General features: G+C 38.8%; 16 protein-coding genes and 2 pseudogenes. 8 read left to right on the plus strand and 10 right to left on the minus strand.

The genetic code is table 11. The features are described 5' to 3' along the window. From V5N67_RS01680 to V5N67_RS01715, 8 genes and pseudogenes are all read right to left on the minus strand, one after another. A pseudogene (locus tag V5N67_RS01680) lies at positions 1–157 on the minus strand (trwi protein); the annotation flags it as partial. A gap of 278 nt (positions 158–435) precedes the next feature. Continuing rightward, entirely contained in the window at positions 436–1,380 is a 945-nt protein-coding gene (locus V5N67_RS01685; RefSeq protein ID WP_332060089.1) for a TrbJ/VirB5 family protein, read from the minus strand. Next, positions 1,377–3,848, minus strand: coding sequence for a VirB4 family type IV secretion/conjugal transfer ATPase (locus V5N67_RS01690; protein WP_332060091.1), 2,472 nt, complete (start codon positions 3,846–3,848; stop codon positions 1,377–1,379). Before V5N67_RS01690 ends, V5N67_RS01685 begins: the two co-directional genes overlap by 4 nt. A 2-nt stretch (positions 3,849–3,850) precedes the next feature. Then, complete coding sequence (locus tag V5N67_RS01695) at positions 3,851–4,159, minus strand: VirB3 family type IV secretion system protein (protein WP_332060092.1); 309 nt, start codon at positions 4,157–4,159, stop codon at positions 3,851–3,853. Positions 4,160–4,170: 11 nt separating this feature from the next. Beyond that, positions 4,171–4,452 (minus strand): conjugal transfer protein, encoded by a 282-nt coding sequence (locus V5N67_RS01700; RefSeq protein ID WP_332060093.1) that lies wholly within the window; start codon positions 4,450–4,452, stop codon positions 4,171–4,173. A 440-nt stretch (positions 4,453–4,892) separates the two neighbouring features. Further along, positions 4,893–5,222, minus strand: coding sequence for a VirB2 family type IV secretion system major pilin TrwL (gene trwL / locus V5N67_RS01705; RefSeq protein ID WP_332060094.1), 330 nt, complete (start codon positions 5,220–5,222; stop codon positions 4,893–4,895). A gap of 1 nt (position 5,223) precedes the next feature. Further along, entirely contained in the window at positions 5,224–5,484 is a 261-nt protein-coding gene (korA, locus tag V5N67_RS01710) for a KorA family transcriptional regulator (protein ID WP_332060096.1), read from the minus strand. 126 nt (positions 5,485–5,610) lie between these two features. Then, entirely contained in the window at positions 5,611–6,273 is a 663-nt protein-coding gene (locus tag V5N67_RS01715; RefSeq protein ID WP_332060097.1) for a lytic transglycosylase domain-containing protein, read from the minus strand. Between the two features lie 750 nt (positions 6,274–7,023). Between V5N67_RS01715 and V5N67_RS01720 the strand changes: the two genes are divergently transcribed. After that, positions 7,024–7,311, plus strand: a complete 288-nt coding sequence (locus V5N67_RS01720) for an H-NS histone family protein (RefSeq protein ID WP_332060099.1) — start codon at positions 7,024–7,026, stop codon at positions 7,309–7,311. Between the two features lie 1,096 nt (positions 7,312–8,407). Here the strand turns inward: V5N67_RS01720 and V5N67_RS01725 are convergent. Next, complete coding sequence (locus V5N67_RS01725; protein ID WP_332060101.1) at positions 8,408–9,664, minus strand: ubiquinone biosynthesis hydroxylase; 1,257 nt, start codon at positions 9,662–9,664, stop codon at positions 8,408–8,410. A gap of 177 nt (positions 9,665–9,841) precedes the next feature. Here V5N67_RS01725 and V5N67_RS01730 point away from each other — a divergent pair, with 177 nt between their 5' ends. The 7 genes and pseudogenes from V5N67_RS01730 (at position 9,842) to V5N67_RS01760 (ending at position 18,901) form a co-directional block, all read left to right on the plus strand. Further along, on the plus strand, positions 9,842–12,274 hold the full coding sequence (locus V5N67_RS01730) for an FtsK/SpoIIIE family DNA translocase (RefSeq protein WP_332060102.1): 2,433 nt from the start codon (positions 9,842–9,844) through the stop codon (positions 12,272–12,274). 9 nt (positions 12,275–12,283) lie between these two features. Further along, positions 12,284–12,567, plus strand: a pseudogene (locus tag V5N67_RS01735) (DNA translocase FtsK); the annotation flags it as partial. Positions 12,568–12,676: 109 nt separating this feature from the next. Further along, entirely contained in the window at positions 12,677–13,333 is a 657-nt protein-coding gene (locus V5N67_RS01740) for a LolA family protein (RefSeq protein ID WP_332060104.1), read from the plus strand. Further along, the gene (locus V5N67_RS01745) at positions 13,333–14,139 is read left to right on the plus strand and encodes an exodeoxyribonuclease III (protein WP_332060106.1); all 807 of its coding nucleotides are present in this window, start codon (positions 13,333–13,335) and stop codon (positions 14,137–14,139) included. Before V5N67_RS01740 ends, V5N67_RS01745 begins: the two co-directional genes overlap by 1 nt. Before the next feature lie 69 nt (positions 14,140–14,208). After that, the gene (locus V5N67_RS01750; protein WP_332060108.1) at positions 14,209–15,684 is read left to right on the plus strand and encodes an efflux transporter outer membrane subunit; all 1,476 of its coding nucleotides are present in this window, start codon (positions 14,209–14,211) and stop codon (positions 15,682–15,684) included. Between the two features lie 4 nt (positions 15,685–15,688). Beyond that, positions 15,689–16,915, plus strand: a complete 1,227-nt coding sequence (locus V5N67_RS01755; protein ID WP_332060109.1) for an efflux RND transporter periplasmic adaptor subunit — start codon at positions 15,689–15,691, stop codon at positions 16,913–16,915. Positions 16,916–16,918: 3 nt separating this feature from the next. Then, positions 16,919–18,901, plus strand: coding sequence for a MacB family efflux pump subunit (locus V5N67_RS01760; protein WP_332060111.1), 1,983 nt, complete (start codon positions 16,919–16,921; stop codon positions 18,899–18,901). 541 nt (positions 18,902–19,442) lie between these two features. Here the strand turns inward: V5N67_RS01760 and V5N67_RS01765 are convergent. After that, positions 19,443–20,102, minus strand: coding sequence for a YdcF family protein (locus tag V5N67_RS01765; protein WP_332060112.1), 660 nt, complete (start codon positions 20,100–20,102; stop codon positions 19,443–19,445). Positions 20,103–20,120: the final 18 nt, after the last annotated feature.

A 20,120-nucleotide genomic window follows, 5' to 3' on the forward strand; every position in this document is an offset into this window, starting at 1 on the left:
TCATGAATCCAGCGAGCGGCATATCTATTGCACCGCACATAATGAGCCATCCATATATGATAAAAGAGATGGTGAGACCGATTGATACGAAGGGCGTAATTGTAGCAATTGTGTTTGATGAAAAATCTGTAATATATGTTTTTGTTATATCATCAATTGTATCGAAAAGTTGTGTAAACCTTTCAAAGGTTTATAGTATTCTTCTTTAGTGAATTTTTATTTTTTCATGATCTTGGGACATTGATGCTTGTTGTGTATTTTATTGACATTCATGCAATTTGCGACAAGCATTTTTATCAAGAAAATCTTAAGGAGATTCACTCCTTCTGCGCATCCCTTCAAATTGTCGGGATAGCGCTAAATTTTTATATATCATTTTTTACTTTTGCGAGAAAATAAGATCAATAAGACAGACAATGTTGATCATATAAAACTCTATCGTATAAACCGTATAGTTGGCATTACTGTATTTTTACTATTAAGCATTTTCATATTGCGTTCGCGCTTTTGTTGGCTGATAAGCATTTGCTCTGCATTGCGTAGATGTGCAACCATTTGTAATTTTGCAGTTTCATTTTGTATCATGGCAAGCCTACCTTTGATTTGCGCTTGCAATTCAGCAATGCTTTTTAGATCTTCTGTTTTACTGATTTCATCCAATAGTCCTAAGATTTGATGAAAACGCTTTTCTGCTTCCTGAAAAGTTTGTAGACTTACAGCTTTATCGACGATCGCTGCATTTTTACTGCGTTTATTGATAAATTGGCGCTCAACATTTATAGAATCAGAAGTTTCTTCTTTCCGAATTTTTTCAACAAGTGCGAGTATATCAGAATCTTCATTTTTATCGTAAATTAATTCTGGATGCTTGAGAAAAAAGTTGGTATCGTCTACTGCTCGCACAATACGCGCTTTTTTCTGCTCTACCATATTCTTATCAAGATGCTGCTTTATAGCAGTATTTATTTCAAGATGCTCTTTTATTAAACCAATGAGTTCTGCATATTGCTTTTGTGGAAAAGATTCTGCGCGCTTGTGTGTCAGAGATCCTGCGTGCTCTTGTGTCAAAGATCCTGCGTACTCTTGTGGAAGGGATTCTACACGCTTTTGTGTCTGAGGTTTTGTGTGCTCTAGCGCAAGAGATTTTGTATTCTTTGGTGGAAGGGATACTGTATTCTTTGGTGGAAGGGATATTGTATTCTTTGATACAGAGCCTCTCGGTGGCCTTTGTGGAGAGACTCTTTTCGGTGCGTGCGCTGGTTTGTGCTTCATGTGCCTTAGATCAGCCGAAGGCATCATCACAAAAATTGCAAAACTTGGTGTTTCAAAAACTATTGCCATTGTTATTGCTATTGTTATTGAAGAAATTAATCTTTTCATGGTGTTCTCCTATCAACTTTAACATGTTGTAAAAAGATTGGCAGCCATATTGCTGGATCTTCACCTACTTCAGCGATAATAGTTTCGACTAATTCTGCATTATCGGGTGTACCTGATAATACCAAAAGCTCGTCATTAAAATCCTGATTGACAGTTTTTCCATCGATTGTCATAGGGAATTTGCTTAGATTTAATTCTGCAAGCGCAGATTGATCCCCCTGCTTTATGAGGAATTTGCGACTGAATTCACCAATCCCTTTGACCAGCTCAAATTCAGCATCTGTTAGTTTAAAACCCTCTGTATATTCTTCGTAATTTGCTTTTGGATTGGCTAAAAAAATGTAAGTCGCGCATTGCTGAATCAATGTTTTTGCAATGTTGCTTTCCAACGCATCACTAGGTTCTTGAGTTGCAAAAACAAAAATACCATTCTGTTTACGGATAGTTTTTTGTTTATCTTTTGCCAAATCCTCAAAATATGGATCTTGCAAAGGTTTCCAAAACTCATCAAAGATATACATAAATCGTTGTCCACTGATCATTCCTTCTGTGCGATAAAGCAAATACATCATCACTGGAGTACGAGTTTCTGGATTATCTAAAAATTCAGTGATATCAAATCCATAAATCTGATGCGTTGATAAATTAAGTGCGTCAGCAGGATTATCGAATAGCCATCCATAATCACCACCTTCACACCATTTTACCAAGCGGGCGTGAACAGTTGGACGCGCGTCATAATCACTCACACATGGATTTGGTAAAAATTGCACAAGGAAAGATAAGCGACGTAGCGATTTGTCAATGTTGCTATTCATAACAGCTGTAACAGCTTGGTCAATTTCTTCTTCGTCGTGATGTGTAACTTCGCCTCCTGTTTCTGCTAATTTTTTAACAAATTGTTTGAGAAAAATAAGGTTCTCCTGTGTAGGAGGGAGTTGAAATGGGTTAAAGCCACTTGGCTTTCCAGCTTTAAACGCAAGATATCGACCGCCCATGGCTCGGATAACAATTTCTGTGCCACGATCTTTATCAAAAACAATAGTTGTTGGCTTAAATTTTTGCGCTTGCGCTAACAAAAATCCTAGAAGCACTGTTTTTCCAGAACCAGATTGTCCAATGATCGCAGTATTTCCAAGTAACCGTTTGCCTGTTGCATCTTCTTCAATTTTGGAAGCATGAAAATTGAAATAAAGTGGTGTTTTACTTACGGTTTTAAAAATTGTAACCGCTGGTCCCCATGGATTTCCAGTTGGCTTTCCTGACATAAAATTGTGGAAAGATGAGAATGATAAAAAATTAAGCGATGTAATTGGTGCAGGGCGTGGCCGCCATTTCCAATTTCCAGGAAGTTGTGCCCAATAACCAGCCTCTATAGCTAAATCTACAGGTTTTGGTAGTATTGCAGCATCTAATATAGCGGCGTTTGCCTTCGCCATATAGTCGCGAACTTCTTGAATCGTATCACCATAAATGGTGAGCGTGCAATGATGCTCACCCATGACAAAATGCCCACTTATAAGCTGATTAAGCGCTTCGTCAATTTGTTCAATTTGGCTTGTTGCTACGTCGCGCGCATCGATAAGATTACGCTGATGCCGCTGTAAATAATCCTTAGCAGCATGTCGTGAAAGTATAGAAAAACTCTGCGTCAATATAAATTCAAAATCGCTTTCCAGCAGAGCATTAAGTTGACCTGGTCTGGTTGTTGCGTCGTATTCTTTAATTTCCATCATACCAAATCGACGCATCCCAGTAGATGTCCGCAATTCACCGAAAGCACCCCATTTCGAGAAAAAAGGGCGATTGATAGACATATAATCGGCAAAACGGTCGAAGCAAACTGGCATAGGCTGGTATTCGCCATTGATAAGCATCCCAAGAAATTCGAGAGCAGAAGAGTAGGCATGACCATTTTTTTCATAAACACCAAGAAGTTCTGCGCCGTAACTTTTAAGTGATTGGCTTAAAGTATGGTTGATATCATCGAGAGCTTTAATACATGATTCTTGCCGTCCTTTTTTTTGATCGAATGTTTCACGTTCATGTTGAGAAAAAAATGACATAATTTTGTCAGCTATCGGTTGGAAGACAATGGTCAGATACAAATCATTGACCATAAGATTATAACCAGTGAAACTTTGCCGATATTTTTCATCTAGTTGGCAGCAAAACATTTTATCAAATGTTGAATCAGGGTATTCGTAAACACGGCGACGCACGATATGTGTCCATAGCGACAAATTAGCCGATGCAATACCACGTAGAGTATTATTTAACTCTTTCGTCCATTGAAAAATATCTTCTTCTGAGGCACTTTGATGTGAACGTCCATCAATTTTCCAGATCGATAAATATTCTGCGTTTTTGGTCGAGATAATTGTGTCTGTAATATGGTGTGAATAGGGTATGAACAGACTCACTGGCACTTCTGATATGAGCCGTTTGCTGCTTTCAACAGCCTTCATGCTTATCTCCTTTTGCGATAATCAGAGGGGCTATAACTTGATGCACCCCAAAAATTCTTGTTTCGATTGCGAAATTTAGTATCAATCCACAACCACCAAATGTGAAACGCTTTATCATCATTTTTGGTAATTTGTGCCATAATGAACCATAATGGTGGTGCCATGATCCATAAAAAAATATTTATTATCATGGCAATGGAAGCTACTCCTATAACCATAGATATGGCTGGAATCATCGGAACACCCCAAATAGTTGGAACGCGTGTTGCTCCTTTAAATAAGGGAAATTCTTCGTGCTTTTGTGATTTCATGAGAAGTTTGACTAGTTAATGTAAAACAATATATTACTGAGATAAAATGCAGCACCAGCTATAATGGTACTGAATGCCCATCGTGCAAATGTAGTTCTTGCGATGATACGACACGCATAAATAATCACTAAAAATAAAAGAACAACAGCAGCAAGAATTGGAATAAACATACTTAACCCGTAACGCATCCCCATTAGAAGACTTGCTTTATCGATTACTGCTTGCATATCTGCTTTGTTGGCTTTTGCTTGAACATATGCAGATTGGGTTGCTAAAAACATAATTGTAGCCATGAAGGCAATACCAATTTTTCTACTAACTTTTGCTTGAAGGATATTCAAGCATTTTATATTTTTCATTATAATCGGAATTACCATAACAATATTTCCCTCTTAAAATACAAACGAAATTCTTATTCGTACGTTTGCAGTCATTAAATACGGATTTTATTTTTGAATGAATATTTTGTATTATCTTTTATTGTTTAAATAAAAGCCCAGCGAACTCGCCCCCTGACTCCAGCGATAATCATACCAATTGATCAACGTAAAAACGTGTCTTTTTCAATGAATCGTTTTGCATAATCAATTGGCTAATTGCTCAGCAATGGCGCAACACCAGCAGCGAGAGAAACAACCAAATCCACATACTCTTTCAGTTTTTTAGAATAATTTTAGCTCGTCCAAATCTTGAGTACACGCAAAATGTGTCATATTATCTCTGTAAATACAATTTAGCTTGATCCAAACAGTAACTTAACGAGTTCACCTGCTGACCCAGCGACGATCACACCAACTGACCAACGCAAAAATGTATCCTTTTCAATATATCGCCCTGCATAACAGACTGCTAGACACAAAAGTATAATAGCAGCAGCGATAGGAATAATGACAGCTAGATCTTTCTCTAAGCCAGTCAAAGCCGTTTCTGCTTTCGTTAAAGCTGTCGCTTTTTTCTGTGCGTAAGCATAAAAAGGGCTCAATGTAAAAAATACAGTTACAGTTGCAGCCAACTGAATGATGTTATTTTTAACTGTTCTTTGAAGAATATTTGATTGCTTCATGTTATTCACCTTTGTTAAGATTAAAATTTCCACACACAACACCTCTTTCATGAAGAAATTTAAAGAGATATTTCGGATCAACCCAAGTTCTCAATTTTCCTCTTTGTGTAAGAAGTGCGTATTTATTTGGTTGTCCAGTTATTGGATCATCTGCAATAAACGTAAAATACCATTCTCTTTCTGAACGCATCACAACTGTGATTTCGCGTGCTGCTTTTTGATTAAATGCTATATCAACGCTATTTTGCTCTATCATTTTCATTATTTTAACCCTCAATTAGAATAGATTTTATCCAATCTTACTAATTAGAGCTTTAATAATTCTTTATCTACCCTTCATTGCTGTATCCTTTCAGAATTAAAGTTTTAACCAATAAGCATAGCAATGCTACTCTTTCCGCTTTTCCGAGAAAGAGGAACTTTCTGTTGCAAAAGCATCATGAACACTACTTGCTTTATGTGTAAACGCATCTGCCACTTCTTCTTGTGAGAAGGCAGAAAGTTCCGTCTGAACCGTTTGTTTTTGTGGTTCAGCGCGAAGTTGTACAAATTCTAATGATTCATTATTTTCAGGCGTGAATGCAGGAATTTTTATTTCAGTAGACAAGGCACTTTCTTGCACATAAGTGTTTGTAAGATCATGTTCAAACCCTCTTGTGCTATAACAGTTTAATGCGGCTTGCAACGCAGTTTGTCCAGAATCGTATTTTGACACGGCACGCTCATAGCAATGTGTTAAAATCATTTGTACAGCTTTAAGATTTTTGCAGGGATCAAATAAATCAGAGAGAGACATATTGAACCACTCAAGATTTCTAACATTAATTTGTCCCAAACCTACGTCAAAATTATGTCCATCTTGCTTAAGTTGTTTAGCAATTATTACAGCTTCTTCAAATGTAGATGGCTGATGTGACAATTTGTGATTGCCATTGATACCTATTGCGTAGATATGACCTTGCGACTCATTTTCAATAACAACCGAAAGCGTCGTTGGGTGAACAGTCGGTGCACATGCGGCAGCTAATGCCATAAAGTTTAAAATAGTCATGAGCCGCACACCCAACGATAAGAGATTTTACCAATATAAGTACCAATCTTGTGTGAATTTTCTGAATATTGCCACACTGAATTGTTACAAAAGGAAGTGAAATTATTCGTCTCAAAAATCCATTTTTTGCGACCATAAATTTTGTCATTACGGAAAATGTTTTTGGCGAATTTTATCATATACTCAGTTATGCAAACAGGTAGAATGAAACTAGACACACTACACCGATTGGCATGACTATTATGAAGGTTATGAAAGGAGAGTTTAGATTTAAGCAATAACCATTTTATGAGAGGCGTTAAAATCGATTGCGTAATGTAATCGGGTGCGGATTTTATTTTCTTTAGATGTAGCAAGCATGAAACAGAAATCCGCTGTTTATTAAAATATTGCTTATTGTTATGGCAAATTGCTACATCATTATATAAAGAGGACTTGTTCTTTACTAAATATTGCCATAATCTATAAATTGGCGGTTTATATTCACTTTTAATCGCTGATTTAGGGGAATAAAGAAGGTACGATGTAATTCGCATATCTAAATTACCAGTTTCAGCGATCGATCCGAAAAAGGATACGGCAGTGACATCTGATACACAAATACGCAACTTTTTGTGGTTCAAAGGGCATCTCCGAAAAAGTGATATATTCATCACTATTATAATTTCAACAATAAATGGCAAAAATAGTATATAATTGTGTTTAAAATATGACAAAGCACAATTCTTTTTTTGCAAGGGAAGTAATAAAGTGAATGATTTCAAAAACATGAATCTTGATGAGCTACAAGAGATGCGTGCTCAAATCGATGTAGAATTGAAAAAACGACAAGCAAAGGAGAAGCAAAATGCACGGCAAAAAATCCTTGAAATTGCTAATACGCATGGAATTGATATCGCTGATCTTGTGAGCAAAGAGCGTCATTATAGAAATCCCAATAACCAATGGGAATTATGGAATGGACGTGGGCGTAAGCCTAAATGGGTTAAAGAATGGTTGGAAAGAGGGTATTCGCTGGAAGAACTAGAAGTAACATAATATAGATGCAATTTTCACAAGGTATGAAGATATTCTATGTGCTAAATAGAATGTTTTTTCAGTAATCTTGGTGCATTAAAACGCTGAGCTAAAGTGCTAAAGCGTTGGGGGTATTCATATGAAGCTGAACGAATTGGTTTGAGTACAAAACTTATGCCGTTGTATTTTATTTACTCGGCGTGTTTGCCACGCTGATGTGTGGAGCTATTTTTTAATGCTTTATAGAGGGAGGTGTCTGAAGCTTTTTTGTGAAATTTTAGACCAAATTTTTTTAATCATTCTTGTGGTTTAGATGTAAGATTACCCAGAAAATGAATTTTCTCTGTGGGGGAAGACGCTATTTTAGCATTTTTATTTATGTGTTTTCCTTCAAGATTTATCGAAGATCAATGCAGAGGATTGAGACAGAGAATTGGGCAATTTTTCAGCCTTGTTTATATTGTTTGATAGTATAGTAGAAAGGTAGAATGCACAATTTATAAATATTGCAGTGATGGTTGGTTGTGGGATATTTTATTGTCATATTATCGTAGGACTTTACCATAATCTTGGCAGTTAAAGAATGGGAAAAGGGAATAGCTTTTCAATTTAAAGACTCTCAAAGATATTTTTTGATGTTTGTTTAGGTGGCAACAAGTTTGGTAGGTAGGGGATATGAAATGGGCTTTTGTGGTGTTGTGAAGGAAGCAGATATGTTTTTGTAAAGAGCAAATAATAAAAAGCGCTAATCCCTCTTTTTCTTTATGCAAGCATTCAATATAAAAAACCAAAAAAATGAATTTATAGAGCGCTTTTTGTGTTATACATAAGTGAGCGAGAGACTGTTTCTAAATCTTTTGGTTACTAAGTGCTTGAAGAGTAAAATGTCGTGTTTTTGAATTTACAATAGGAATTTTATATCTTAAAAGGTACCTATTATATGTAAAAAATGTCTGCCTATGTGAGACAAGAATAGAAAATTTTAATCACTATAAAGCGGTTCATAAGAGGCTTTGAAAGAAAGCATAAATTGAGATCGGTTTTTTAGCACTTGTCTTGAGAAAAGAGAAACTTGTTCATAGAGTGCAAAAAATGTAAGGGCGTTCATTATTTTCGTTTAGAGTGGAAGACCACGTAAAAGGCGTGGAGCATTGGGGGTAAGCCCAGCGGCTTCTTGAATGAAATATTTTTTCATTTTTGGTGTTTGATTGACAATTCCAAGACCAACATCGCGCAGCATGCGCAAAAGGGGATTATCGTTAGAAAAGAGTTGGTTTAGCCAATCATTGCTTAAAGCCATACGTACAATTTCAAAACGTCTCCAGCTTTGATAGCGTTCAAGAGCAATGAAAGATCCAATATCAAGACCCAATCGCGCTGTCTCAATAATGACTTCAGCCAAAGCTGCACTATCGCGCAACCCTAAATTAAGTCCTTGTCCTGCAAGGGGATGGATTGTGTGAGCAGCATCACCGACAAGAGCAAAGCGGGGTTTAATACATTGGCGTGTTAAAGAAAGAGCTAAGGGAAAAGCTTGTCGTTCACCATTCCAAGAGAGTTTGCCTAATCGATGACCAATGCGTTTTTCAATTTCTGTTTCAAAAATAAAGGCATCAGCTTTGAGGTAATATTGAGCAGTTTTATGATGTTCGTTCCATACAATGGCTGAACGATTTCCTTTGAGTGGGAGAAGAGCGAAAGGTCCAGCAGGTAAGAAATGCTGGATTGCTTGTCCATGATGGGGTTTTTCATGTTCAATCGTGCATATGATTGCTGTCTGTTTATAGGAGTGAGAAAAATTTTTAAGTCCTGCTTTTTTGCGTAATTGAGAGTGTGCTCCATCGGCTGCAATGAGCAACTTTGTTTGCCAGATTTCTTCATTACTTAAAGTGACAGTTGTGTGTTGATCTTCTTGATGAAAATCAACAACACGCGTATTTTTGATGAAAGTAATATTGAGATCTTTTGCACGTTTTTTTAAAGTATTGGTAAGTTTTTTATGTTCAACCATAGCAGCGAAAGGCTCATTGGGGGTTACATTTCCTTCAAAGGTTAAAAAAGTTGGTTTGATAGGATCATTTGCGCACGCATCAGTGATGATCATTGAATGAATGGGTTGGGCGTGGGGTGCTACATGTTCCCAGCACTGCAATTGTTTAAACATACGAATGGAAGCGGCAGAAAGAGCCAGTGTCCGTATATTTAAGGCAGGAGTTTCTTCAAGGGTAGCGTCAACGATATTGATTTTCAAATCAGGTGCAGCTTGCTTGAGTGCTATTGCAAGTGTGAGACCAACAACTGCACCACCTGCAATGAGGAGATCACATTGTTTTGTTTTTTTACTAAGGTCAGGATACACAATGCTTCTTTTCACTTTTGCGCAGTTTATACGCCTTTAACAAAATCGATAATTTTTCTTCAATACCATTTTTTGCGCAATATGAAAGGAAATTGTTATGGTTATGATGGTTAAAACTGTGTTAACATTTTTGAGACATACTTTTGTAATCCTTATGTTGAAGTAAGAAGGTTTTGTGTTTGGAATGAGTAAATGCATCAGAGTCCTTTTCCTTATGACTTATTAGAAACGCCAAACTCTCAAAGTTCGCGGCTCATTGAAATGTTTTTGCGCCAGATTGGTGTATTCATTGGGCTTGGGCTTTTAGGCGTCATTGTTTTTTGTGTTTTGGCTTTGGCAACTTGGAATGTTGCAGATCCGTCATTAACGCATGCGAATGCGAATGAAGTTACAAACTTTATGGGATGGTTAGGTGCAATTTTTTCAGATTTTGTTATGCAGTTTTTTGGCTTAGCAAGTCTTGGTGTTTTGTTGCCGCCATTATTTTGGTCGTTTCTTTTGTTGGCACAAAAAAATATCCATAATTTGTTTTTTCGCCTTTTTTTATGGGCAGTTTCGACAGTTTTCTTTTTGATTGCTTTTGCTCTTATGACACCTGCTGTCCCTTTTATGTACTGGCCATTGCCGATTGGCTTTGGAGGTGTTTTGGGTGATAAAATTTTAAACGCTGCTTCTTTAATTTGTCCTTCTCTTTTTTCTTTTTTTCCAAATGTGCTCTTAGGCATCGCTTTTGCATTTTTAGGTTTTTTTATAGCTGCTTTTGCTGGCAATGTAGTGTGGCGACGCCAGACAAATGAAAAAAAAGCAAAAAATATTCAGAAGGTTGAAAGTGTGGAGCCAGCCTTTGATGTGCCAGAAGATGCAGAAAATTTTGCAGAAGAAACGCGACACGGCTTTTTTGTCACAACTTTTGGCGCAATTTTGCATTTTCTTTATTTTTTACAAGCGCGGTTTTTTCGTTTTTTTTCCTTCAACGTGCGGTCTAAAAGACGAGAACAGCCATTTGATCGGATTGAGCCAGTTTTCTTTAATGAAGAAAGAAAGTGCGATAACGCTCAAAATAAAATGTCTGCCGCTTCTGTTAAGGGTCGTATTTTCAAGCCTTTAACAGCTTCTTCAGAAGATGGTTTTCTTCTCCCAGTTTTGGATTATCTTTCCATTTTTCCACCAGCGGAAAAGGATGCAAAACTTTCTCCTACTGCTTTAAAAGCAAATTCTCATGAACTTGAGAATGTTTTGTTGGATTTTGGAGTTAAGGGGAAAATTATTAATGCACGTCCCGGTCCAGTGGTAACTTTGTATGAATTTGAGCCAGCTGCTGGCATTAAGTCTTCTCGTATCATTGGTCTTGCAGATGATATTGCACGCTCCATGCGTGCTATTTCGGCGCGTGTAGCGGTGGTTCCAGGGCGTAATGTAATTGGAATAGAATTACCTAATGCAACGCGTGAGATGGTTTATTTGCGGGAAATTTTGCAAGCGCAGGAATTTGTGGAGAGCAAAGCGAAGTTAGGACTTGCTTTGGGTAAGGCAATTGGCGGTGAATCAGTCATCGCGGATTTAGCAAAAATGCCACATCTTTTGGTAGCTGGCACAACAGGATCGGGAAAATCTGTTGCCATTAATACAATGATTTTGTCCCTTCTTTATCGTATGACACCTGAACAATGTCGTTTAATTATGGTGGATCCGAAAATGCTTGAACTATCGGTCTATGACGGTATTCCGCATTTGTTAACACCAGTGGTAACAGATCCTAAAAAGGCGGTGGTTGCGCTTAAGTGGGCTGTTCGTGAAATGGAAGAGCGCTACAGCAAAATGTCAAAAGTTGGGGTTCGCAATATTGATGGGTTTAATGCGCGTCTTAAGGAGGCAAAAAATCAGGGTGAGACAATGGTGCGGACAGTTCAGGTTGGCTTTGATCACGAAACTGGTGAACCCATTTATGAGACAGAAACACTTGATTTAAGTCCCATGCCCTATATCGTTGTCATTATTGATGAAATGGCAGATTTGATGATGGTTGCTGGCAAAGATATTGAAGGAGCAGTTCAACGCCTAGCACAAATGGCGCGTGCTGCTGGTATCCACGTGATTATGGCTACGCAGCGCCCTTCGGTTGATGTGATTACGGGGACAATTAAAGCGAATTTCCCTACACGCATTTCTTTTTCTGTGAGTTCAAAGATCGATAGTCGAACAATTCTTGGGGAACAGGGAGCTGAGCAACTGTTGGGGCAGGGGGATATGCTCTTTATGATGGGAGGGGGACGTATCCAGCGTGTTCATGGGCCTTTTGTGTCCGACGATGAAGTGGAGCAGGTTGTGGCACACCTTAAAGCGCAAGCACACCCTGATTATTTAGAAACTATTATGCAAGAAATTGCAGAGCACAGTTCTGATATTTCTTTGAGCTCTTCATCAGAAGATGATCCCTACAGTCAAGCTGTTGCTGTTGTTCTTCGTGATCGTAAAGCTTCCACTTCTTATATTCAACGCCGTTTGAGTATTGGTTACAACCGTGCAGCTTCATTGATTGAACGTATGGAAGAAGAAGGCATCATTAGTGCAGCCAATCATGCAGGGAAACGGGAAATTTTGGTGCCTTGTGTGGATAATGACTAGGTTGAATAGATTGTGGAACCTCTTAAATTTGAACTGCACCCTGATTATTTGAAAGCCATTGTGCAAAAAATTGCAGAGCATAGTTTTGATGTTTCTTTGAGCTCTTCATCAAAAGATGATCCCTACAGTCAAGCTGTTGGCGTTATTTTTCGTGATCGTAAAGCTTCCACTTCTTATATTCAATGCCGTTTGAGTATTGGTTACAACCGTGCAGCTTCATTGATGAAGAAGAAGGCATCATGAGTGCAGCCAATCATGTGGGAAAATGGGAAATTTTGGTGCCTCCTTTATAAAAACTCTTTTTGATTGTTTTTTTAATAATATTCGTGAAAAAAGGTATTTATCCATCATTTCTTGTTTATATTTAAGGTTTATATCATGTACTGCTTGGGAGCACTTTTTATGAAAAGGTTTGTTTTCTTACGAAGAAGGACGTTGGGGTTTACGAAAATTTTTACAAAAATCATTGTCTTTTGCTGCTTAACTTTTCCAGCTTTTTCGCAATCATCTCATCAGGTGGCGCGGGCGCAGAAGATTGCCAATCACTTTGTGGCAATGAAAACAATGACAGGTGATTTTATTCAGTTTAGCCCAAAGGGAAAAGTGACCGAAGGAACGTTTTACTTAGAGCGCCCAGGGAAAATTCGTTTTATTTATAAAAAACTACCTTTACAGATTATTGCGGATGGTAAATTTGTAGGTATTAACAATCGTGCTCTGAATACATGGAGTTTTTCGCAGCTTTCTCAAACACCAATGCAGTTTTTGTTGGGCGATAAAATTGATGTATCATCAGGGCGCTTATTAGCATTTTATGAAGATCCTGGAGCAGTAACGATGGTTTTGCGTGATAAAAGTATGGGGCGAGGGCAAATAAGAATGGTGTTTGATTCTAAAAGTGCTGCTTTGCGACAATGGACAATTGTTGATCAACAAAATTTGGAAACCACTGTTCAAATCATGAATGTGCGAACAGGTGTCAGGTTTGTTGAGGGGATGTTCAAGCTTCCCTATAAAAATAAAGATATTTCAGTGCTCAATCATCGGAACTCACGTTGATGTTCTTTCGTATTGCTACTTGGAATATCAATTCTGTTCGTTTGCGTCTTGCACAAGTTTTTCAGTATTTGGATATGTTTGCTGTAGATGTTTTGTGCCTACAAGAGACAAAATGTCCGGATGCTTTGTTTCCGTGTGAAGCTTTTGAAGCGGCAGGTTATAAGCATATCGCATTGAGTGGACAAAAATCTTACAACGGTGTGGCAATTATTTCACGCTTGCCTTTCAAAACTGTTGAAAAGCGTTTTTTTTGTCAAAAGCAAGACTGTCGTTATATTTCGGTGGTTGTTGAAATTTATGGGAGAAAAATACGGATTCATAATTTTTATATTCCTGCTGGGGGTGATGTGCCTGACGCTGATTTGAATGAAAAATTCCGTCATAAGCTTGATTTTTTAGAAGAAATGTCTTCCATTCGTGCCGATCAAGGAGATGGTTTATCTTCTCTTTTAGTCGGTGATCTGAATATTGCTCCTTTGGTAGAAGATGTTTGGTCTCATAAGCAGCTATTGAAAGTTGTAAGCCATACGCCGATTGAAACCGAGCGCTTGCAAGCCCTTTGTTGTCAAGGTGGGTGGGTTGATTTGATGCGCAAAAAAATTCCTGTTCCCACTAAACTTTACACATGGTGGAGTTATCGTGCACGCGATTGGGCACTTGCTGATCGTGGTCGGCGGCTTGATCATATTTGGTCTTCCCCAGATTTGGTTCCTTTTGTTAGCGATCTTTCGGTTTTTCGTGCTGCACGGGGCTGGAATCAACCTTCAGACCACGTTCCGGTACAAACATTATTTGATTTTTCATAATAAATTTGAAATAAGAGCTTTGGTGAATAAGATGTTAATGAGTTGATTCTGAAAAATGCGAGAGAGTGGATGCATATCAGGAGCTTAAAGTGTATTGCCTTAAAAAACTTATATTATAACGCTTTTTTATGTGTCTTTATGCTGTCAGGATGTATGGTTGGTCCTGATTATCATAAAACGTCTTTCAGTGTTCCAGAAAATTGGAGGCAGCAATCTGCGCAGATATCTAAGCATTCTGTGGCGCTTGCAGGATGGTGGCGGCGTCTGGATGATCCTGTTTTAAATGAGTTGGTAAATTACGCAATTTCTGGAAGTAATAATGTTGCCGTTGCTAAAGCACGTATTCGTGAAGCACGTGCCAGTTTGGGACAAGTTGTGGGATCCCTTGCACCAAGCCTGTCAACCTCAGTTTCAGGCACCCGCAACTCTGGGCAACCTGACACATCTTTTAGTCAATATCGTGGCGGTTTTGATGCAAGCTGGGAGTTAGATTTTTTTGGCGGGCGAAAGCGTGCAGTTGAAGCAGCCCGTTATGGCCTTGATGCAGCCATAGAAGATATGCGTGACACAATGGTAACGCTGTTGGGAGATGTGGCAACAAATTATGTGCAAGTGCGCGGTTGGCAACAAAAATTGTTGATTGCGCAGCAAATTGCTTTGTCGCAGCGTAAAACATTTAATTTGATACGTACCAAATTAGCAGCTGGTGATATTTCGGAACTTGATGCTTCAAATGCTCAGGCGCAAATGGCAAGTACAGAAGCAGACATATCACAGATGGAAGCAAATTTGGCAATGAGCATTCATCGTCTTTCTGTTTTAACTGGTCGTGTGCCTTTTGCTTTAGAAAAACTTTTGCAAAAAGATGCTGGAAAGATGAAAGTTCCGCAACCACAATGGCCAATTCCAGCAGGCATCCCAGCTGATATTTTGTTAACACGTCCAGATTTGCGACGGGCAGAGCGTCAATATGCGCAAGCTACAGCGCGGATAGGGCAGCGTGAAGCAGAGCGCTATCCCTCACTCACGCTAACTGGTAATATTTCAACAGCGGCAGCAACAATTGATCAATTGTGGAAACATTCAACGATTGGGTGGGCTTTTGGACCAAGTCTTCGTTTTCCTTTTTTTAATGGAGGACAGCTTGTGGCTTCTGTTGCGGTGGCGCGTGCGCAACGTGATCAAGCTTTTATTGCTTATCGGGCTGCTGTGTTGGGGGCGCTAGAAGATGTAGAAAATGCACTTGTAAGACTCACAAAAGAACGACAGCGTTTAGAAAAGCTTGTTGCAGCTAGTGCTGCCTATCTGCATTCATTAAAACTCTCACGCTCTCTTTTTGAAAATGGAAATACCAGTTTCCTTGAATTATTAAATGCTGATCGCTCTTATTATTCTTCGCAAATGGCACTTGAAGATAGTCGTATTTCTTTAGTAACTCAATATATTGCGTTGATGAAAGCATTGGGGGGTGGTTGGGATGGCGTGATTGATGTATCGCGTCCAGAAGTTGTTGATGGTGTTACCCGCGCTCGCGTACGAAGGTAAGACAATGAAAAAAGATTTAATAAAAAACTTTATTATGAAACGTAAAAAGCGTTTTCTATTTTTACTCGGTATATTTCTTGTCGTTTTTTTATTGTATTTGCGTGCAGTTTTTTTTGGAACGTCTACACAAATTTACGCAACAGCAGTGGTAAAGCGTGGTGATATTGAAGAGACTGTTTTAGCTTCTGGTATTGTTCGTCCTTATCGGCTGGTTGCTGTTGGTGCACGCGCAACAGGGCGGGTTGTGTCAATGCGTGTTGCCCCTGGGAGTGTTGTGGAAGAAGGGGATCTTTTGGCAGAAATTGATCCTACAGATCAAGAAAATGATCTGAAAAGAAAAAAAGCAGCGTTGTCACATTATCAGGCGCGTCTTTTAGAGCATGAAGCTTATCTTATTCTTGCGCAGAAAAATTTAGAACGTCAGAAAAAAATGATCGAATCGCGCGCAATTTCATGGGCAACTCTTGATGATGCTACAACACAAGTGAAAATACGTGAAGCGCAAGTTGTTCAGCTTCGCGAGCAGGTTGTACAGGCGAAAATTGATGTGCAAAGTGCAGAGGTTAACCTTGGTTATACGCGAGTGACTGCCCCTTCAGCAGGAACAGTTTTAGCAACAGTTGTTGAAGAAGGGCAGAATGTGAATGCGGTTCAGTCAGCGCCAACAATTGTTATTTTAGGCGATTTGTCAAAGATGATTGTTAAAGCGCAAATTTCAGAAGCTGATATTCTTAAAACGCGTGTAGGACAACCTCTTTATTTTACAGTTTTGGGCAATTCACAGCGCCGTTATGAAGGAACCTTAGAAAGGGTAGAGCCTGCACCTGAATCTATTCGTGCTGATGTGAGCATTAATCCTGGTATGATAGGAAATTCTAGCTCTTTAGCATCATCAGCGGTCTATTATAATGGGATTGTGCATGTGGATAATAAGGACAATTTTTTACGTACTTATATGACTGCTCAAGTTCATATTGTACTAGGTCGTGCTAAAGGTGTCTTGTTAATTCCAAGTGGTGCTTTACGTGATGAAACAAACGAACGTAAAGCTTGGGTCTCGCTTTTGGGAGAACAAAACAAGGTGATTGCAAAACAAGTAACCGTTGGGCTCAATAACAAGGTTATGGCAGAGATTGTTTCAGGGCTTAATGAGGGCGACGTGGTTATTACAAGCTCACGCGATAAGGTGATGCCAGATCATTCTGATGTTTATAGCGAAGATGAGATCTAAAGCATGAAAACAAAGCAAAAAGACGCTGTTCTCGTTTTGGAAAATATTGAACGCAAATTTTCTGCAGGCGAAACAGTGGTCACTGTTTTAAAAAACATTAATCTCACAATTAAGCGTGGTGAAATGGTAGCAATTGTGGGTGCTTCTGGTTCAGGAAAATCCACATTGATGAATATTTTAGGCTGCCTTGATCGACCAAATTCTGGTCGCTATTGGATTTCAGGGAAAGAAACAGCAACCCTTACTGCCGATGAATTGTCAGCTTTGCGGCGCAATCATTTTGGATTTATTTTTCAGCGTTATCATTTGTTGAATGAATTAACAGCTCTTGGCAATGTTGAGATTCCAGCTATTTACGCAGGGTGCGCAGTGGGCACAAGAAAAAAACGTGCGCAGGATCTTTTAATACGTTTAGGTATGGGTGATCGAATGAGTCACCGTCCAAATCAGCTTTCAGGTGGTCAGCAACAACGTGTTTCTATTGCGCGTGCGCTCATGAATAATGCTGAGGTCATTTTAGCAGATGAGCCGACTGGCGCGCTAGATAAACAGAGCGGTCAAGAAGTATTGCATATTCTGGATGAGCTGCATCAAGAAGGGCGCACCATTATTATTGTAACCCATGATATGCAGATAGCGAAAAGAGCACAGCGTATTATCGAAATTAGTGATGGAGAAATTATTGCTGATAATGTTTCAATGACTGCAAAAAAAAGGATCGGTGATCAACCTCTTTATGAAAAACAAAATCTAAAAGATCAAAAGTCACTCGGTTTTTTTCGCTCTTTTATTGAGCGTTTTCGTGAGGCATTTGTCATGGCTTTGTTGGCAATGAATGCGCATCGGATGCGCACTTTTTTAACAATGCTTGGGGTGATTATCGGTATTGGTGCGATTATTGCCATGGTGGCTTTGGGAAATGGAACACGAGAAAAAGTTCTAGAAAATTTTGAAAGTTTGGGTTCTAACACATTGACAATTTTTCCTGGAAAAAACTTCTCTGACCCACAAGCAGACAAAATAACCAGCTTGGTTGAAGCTGATGCGGAGGCTCTTTCTGGGTTGTCCTATGTTGCTGGAGTAACGCCTCAGATTTCGGCAAGCTCGACAGTGCGTTTTGGTGCAATTGAAGCCAATGCTGTCATTATGGGGGTGGGAGAACAATTTTTTAAAACACAAGGACTAAAAGCTATTGAAGGACAGTTGTTTAATTGGAAAAGTGTACGTGATAGAACGGTTGATTTAGTGGTAGAAAAAGAAGCGCTTTCTGTTCTTTTTCCCCATAGTCGTGAAAGCCCTATTGGGAAAGTAGTGCATGTGGGAAAAGTTCCAGCGCGTATTGTTGGTGTTGTTGCTTCGAAAAATAGCGGAGGCATATCAAATACGTTGGAGATATATTTGCCCTATACAACAGTGCAAACGCGTTTTCTCGGAACGACAGATGTGCGTGCAATTACCTTGAAGATTGCTGACAATGTCGATTCACATTTAGCTGAGGATATGGTGCGGCGTGTTTTAATTGCGCGGCATGGTGAACAAGACTTTTTTATTAGAAATTCTGAGTTATTCCGTGATCGTATCATAGAGAGTATGCGTGTTTTAACGCTTTTAGTGTCTTCAATTGCAGCTATTTCACTGATTGTGGGTGGTATTGGCGTGATGAATATTATGTTGGTTACGGTTTCTGAACGGATCAATGAAATCGGAGTGCGGATGGCAGTTGGTGCACGTCAGAGTGATATTTTACAGCAATTTTTAATTGAAGCAATTTTGGTTTGTGTCATTGGTGGTGGTTTAGGAATTCTGCTGGGCTTTTTTATCGGTAGTTTGTTTGTGCTGTTTGATGCACCTATTCCCTTCATTTATACGATTGATTCAATCATCATATCACTTGTATTTTCGACTTTTATTGGGGTGTGTTTCGGATTTTCACCAGCGCGGCAAGCTTCACGGCTTGACCCTGTTGTTGCTCTCTCACGTGATTGAGTATCACCAACTGCAAAGGGTGCTGATGGTTATGATACATGCGTCTTGGATATTATGTCTATAAATTGAATATTTATTGACTTAAAGAAGAAAACGCTAAAAAAAATGCTGCTTTGATTGGTCTTTTGTATCGTGTCAGCGATGTTGCTTTTTTAACGGATGAGGCAACAAAATTGGGATCAGATGCTTCAAAATTTGAGCATATGCAAAGAAGCTGCCTCTATGGGATTTTGCTGGCAAAGGAGCTAAATGAGCATGGCAGAGAAGGGGAATGTTTTTCGTTGTGATAGAGAAATCGTGTTATTGAAATTTGTGCAGGGAAAAGAACTGTTATTTTGAATAGTAATTTTCAATTTTTATATGAAAATCTGATCTCAAAGAGGATGACTCATATCAAAATAGATTGGTATTTCAGAAAGTAAGATGTCAGTGATGCTTGTCGCGTCAGATAAGCCTGTCTGTCGATTGCAATGATGGATGGTTGCGATTGGCAAATTGAAGAGCTTTTGGGGAAAGCTTACCAAAAACCAATGCATAACGGTTAGAATATGGTTCTGATATATACGTCAATAGTTTTGATATATTCGAAGGCAAGAATGCGGATTTGATTAATCTGTTGCATTGTGTTTTCAATGTCATTCTTTTTTACAGGATAGGCAATAAAATTTACGTTAGGTATTAAATATTTGATCTCACGTAAAGAACGCCACATATGATAATCGTGGGTGACAATGTACACTGTTTGATAATGGTACTTTTTGATCCAAGCAGCGCTTTCTTCGGCATTTCCTTTTGTATTAATTGCTTTGTGTCCAATGTCAACGCAACAGGCGAAAAGCTGTGGGTTAATATGTGTCATGCGTATAAACCGATTGAGATTGGTTGTCGTATTTACTCCGCTAATTAAGAGTCGAGAACCAAGCCCTTGCTGCAAGAGATTGAGCCCTGTCTCTATTCGGTTTTCTCCTCCTGTGAGAACGATAATTGCATCTGCTTTGGGTAAAGGATTTGGTGGCTTAAGTTGTCCAATTTTTTCAGAAAAAATAATAAAACTAACACAAAAGAATAGAATTATTATAAAAAGAACAAGTGTTGTTGGGGGAAAAGAGCGAAGCAAGCATTGAAAGCGCCATAGGCTGCATAGAGAATGTTTTTTAGAGGGATGCTCTGGCTTGTCATATTTTTGATGGTTTGAGATCATGTAAGTTATAGGTCATAA

The organism is Bartonella rhinolophi (assembly GCF_036576165.1).
Lineage (GTDB): Bacteria > Pseudomonadota > Alphaproteobacteria > Rhizobiales > Rhizobiaceae > Bartonella.

Coding starts and splice junctions, on each gene's coding strand:
- V5N67_RS01685 (WP_332060089.1), bottom strand. CDS start 1,380: ATGAAAAGATTAATTTCTTCAATAACAATAGCAATAACAATGGCAATA.
- V5N67_RS01690 (WP_332060091.1), bottom strand. CDS start 3,848: ATGAAGGCTGTTGAAAGCAGCAAACGGCTCATATCAGAAGTGCCAGTG.
- V5N67_RS01695 (WP_332060092.1), bottom strand. CDS start 4,159: ATGAAATCACAAAAGCACGAAGAATTTCCCTTATTTAAAGGAGCAACA.
- V5N67_RS01700 (WP_332060093.1), bottom strand. CDS start 4,452: ATGGCTACAATTATGTTTTTAGCAACCCAATCTGCATATGTTCAAGCA.
- trwL (WP_332060094.1), bottom strand. CDS start 5,222: ATGAAGCAATCAAATATTCTTCAAAGAACAGTTAAAAATAACATCATT.
- korA (WP_332060096.1), bottom strand. CDS start 5,484: ATGAAAATGATAGAGCAAAATAGCGTTGATATAGCATTTAATCAAAAA.
- V5N67_RS01715 (WP_332060097.1), bottom strand. CDS start 6,273: ATGACTATTTTAAACTTTATGGCATTAGCTGCCGCATGTGCACCGACT.
- V5N67_RS01730 (WP_332060102.1), top strand. CDS start 9,842: ATGCATCAGAGTCCTTTTCCTTATGACTTATTAGAAACGCCAAACTCT.
- V5N67_RS01740 (WP_332060104.1), top strand. CDS start 12,677: ATGAAAAGGTTTGTTTTCTTACGAAGAAGGACGTTGGGGTTTACGAAA.
- V5N67_RS01745 (WP_332060106.1), top strand. CDS start 13,333: ATGTTCTTTCGTATTGCTACTTGGAATATCAATTCTGTTCGTTTGCGT.
- V5N67_RS01750 (WP_332060108.1), top strand. CDS start 14,209: ATGCATATCAGGAGCTTAAAGTGTATTGCCTTAAAAAACTTATATTAT.
- V5N67_RS01755 (WP_332060109.1), top strand. CDS start 15,689: ATGAAAAAAGATTTAATAAAAAACTTTATTATGAAACGTAAAAAGCGT.
- V5N67_RS01760 (WP_332060111.1), top strand. CDS start 16,919: ATGAAAACAAAGCAAAAAGACGCTGTTCTCGTTTTGGAAAATATTGAA.
- V5N67_RS01765 (WP_332060112.1), bottom strand. CDS start 20,102: ATGATCTCAAACCATCAAAAATATGACAAGCCAGAGCATCCCTCTAAA.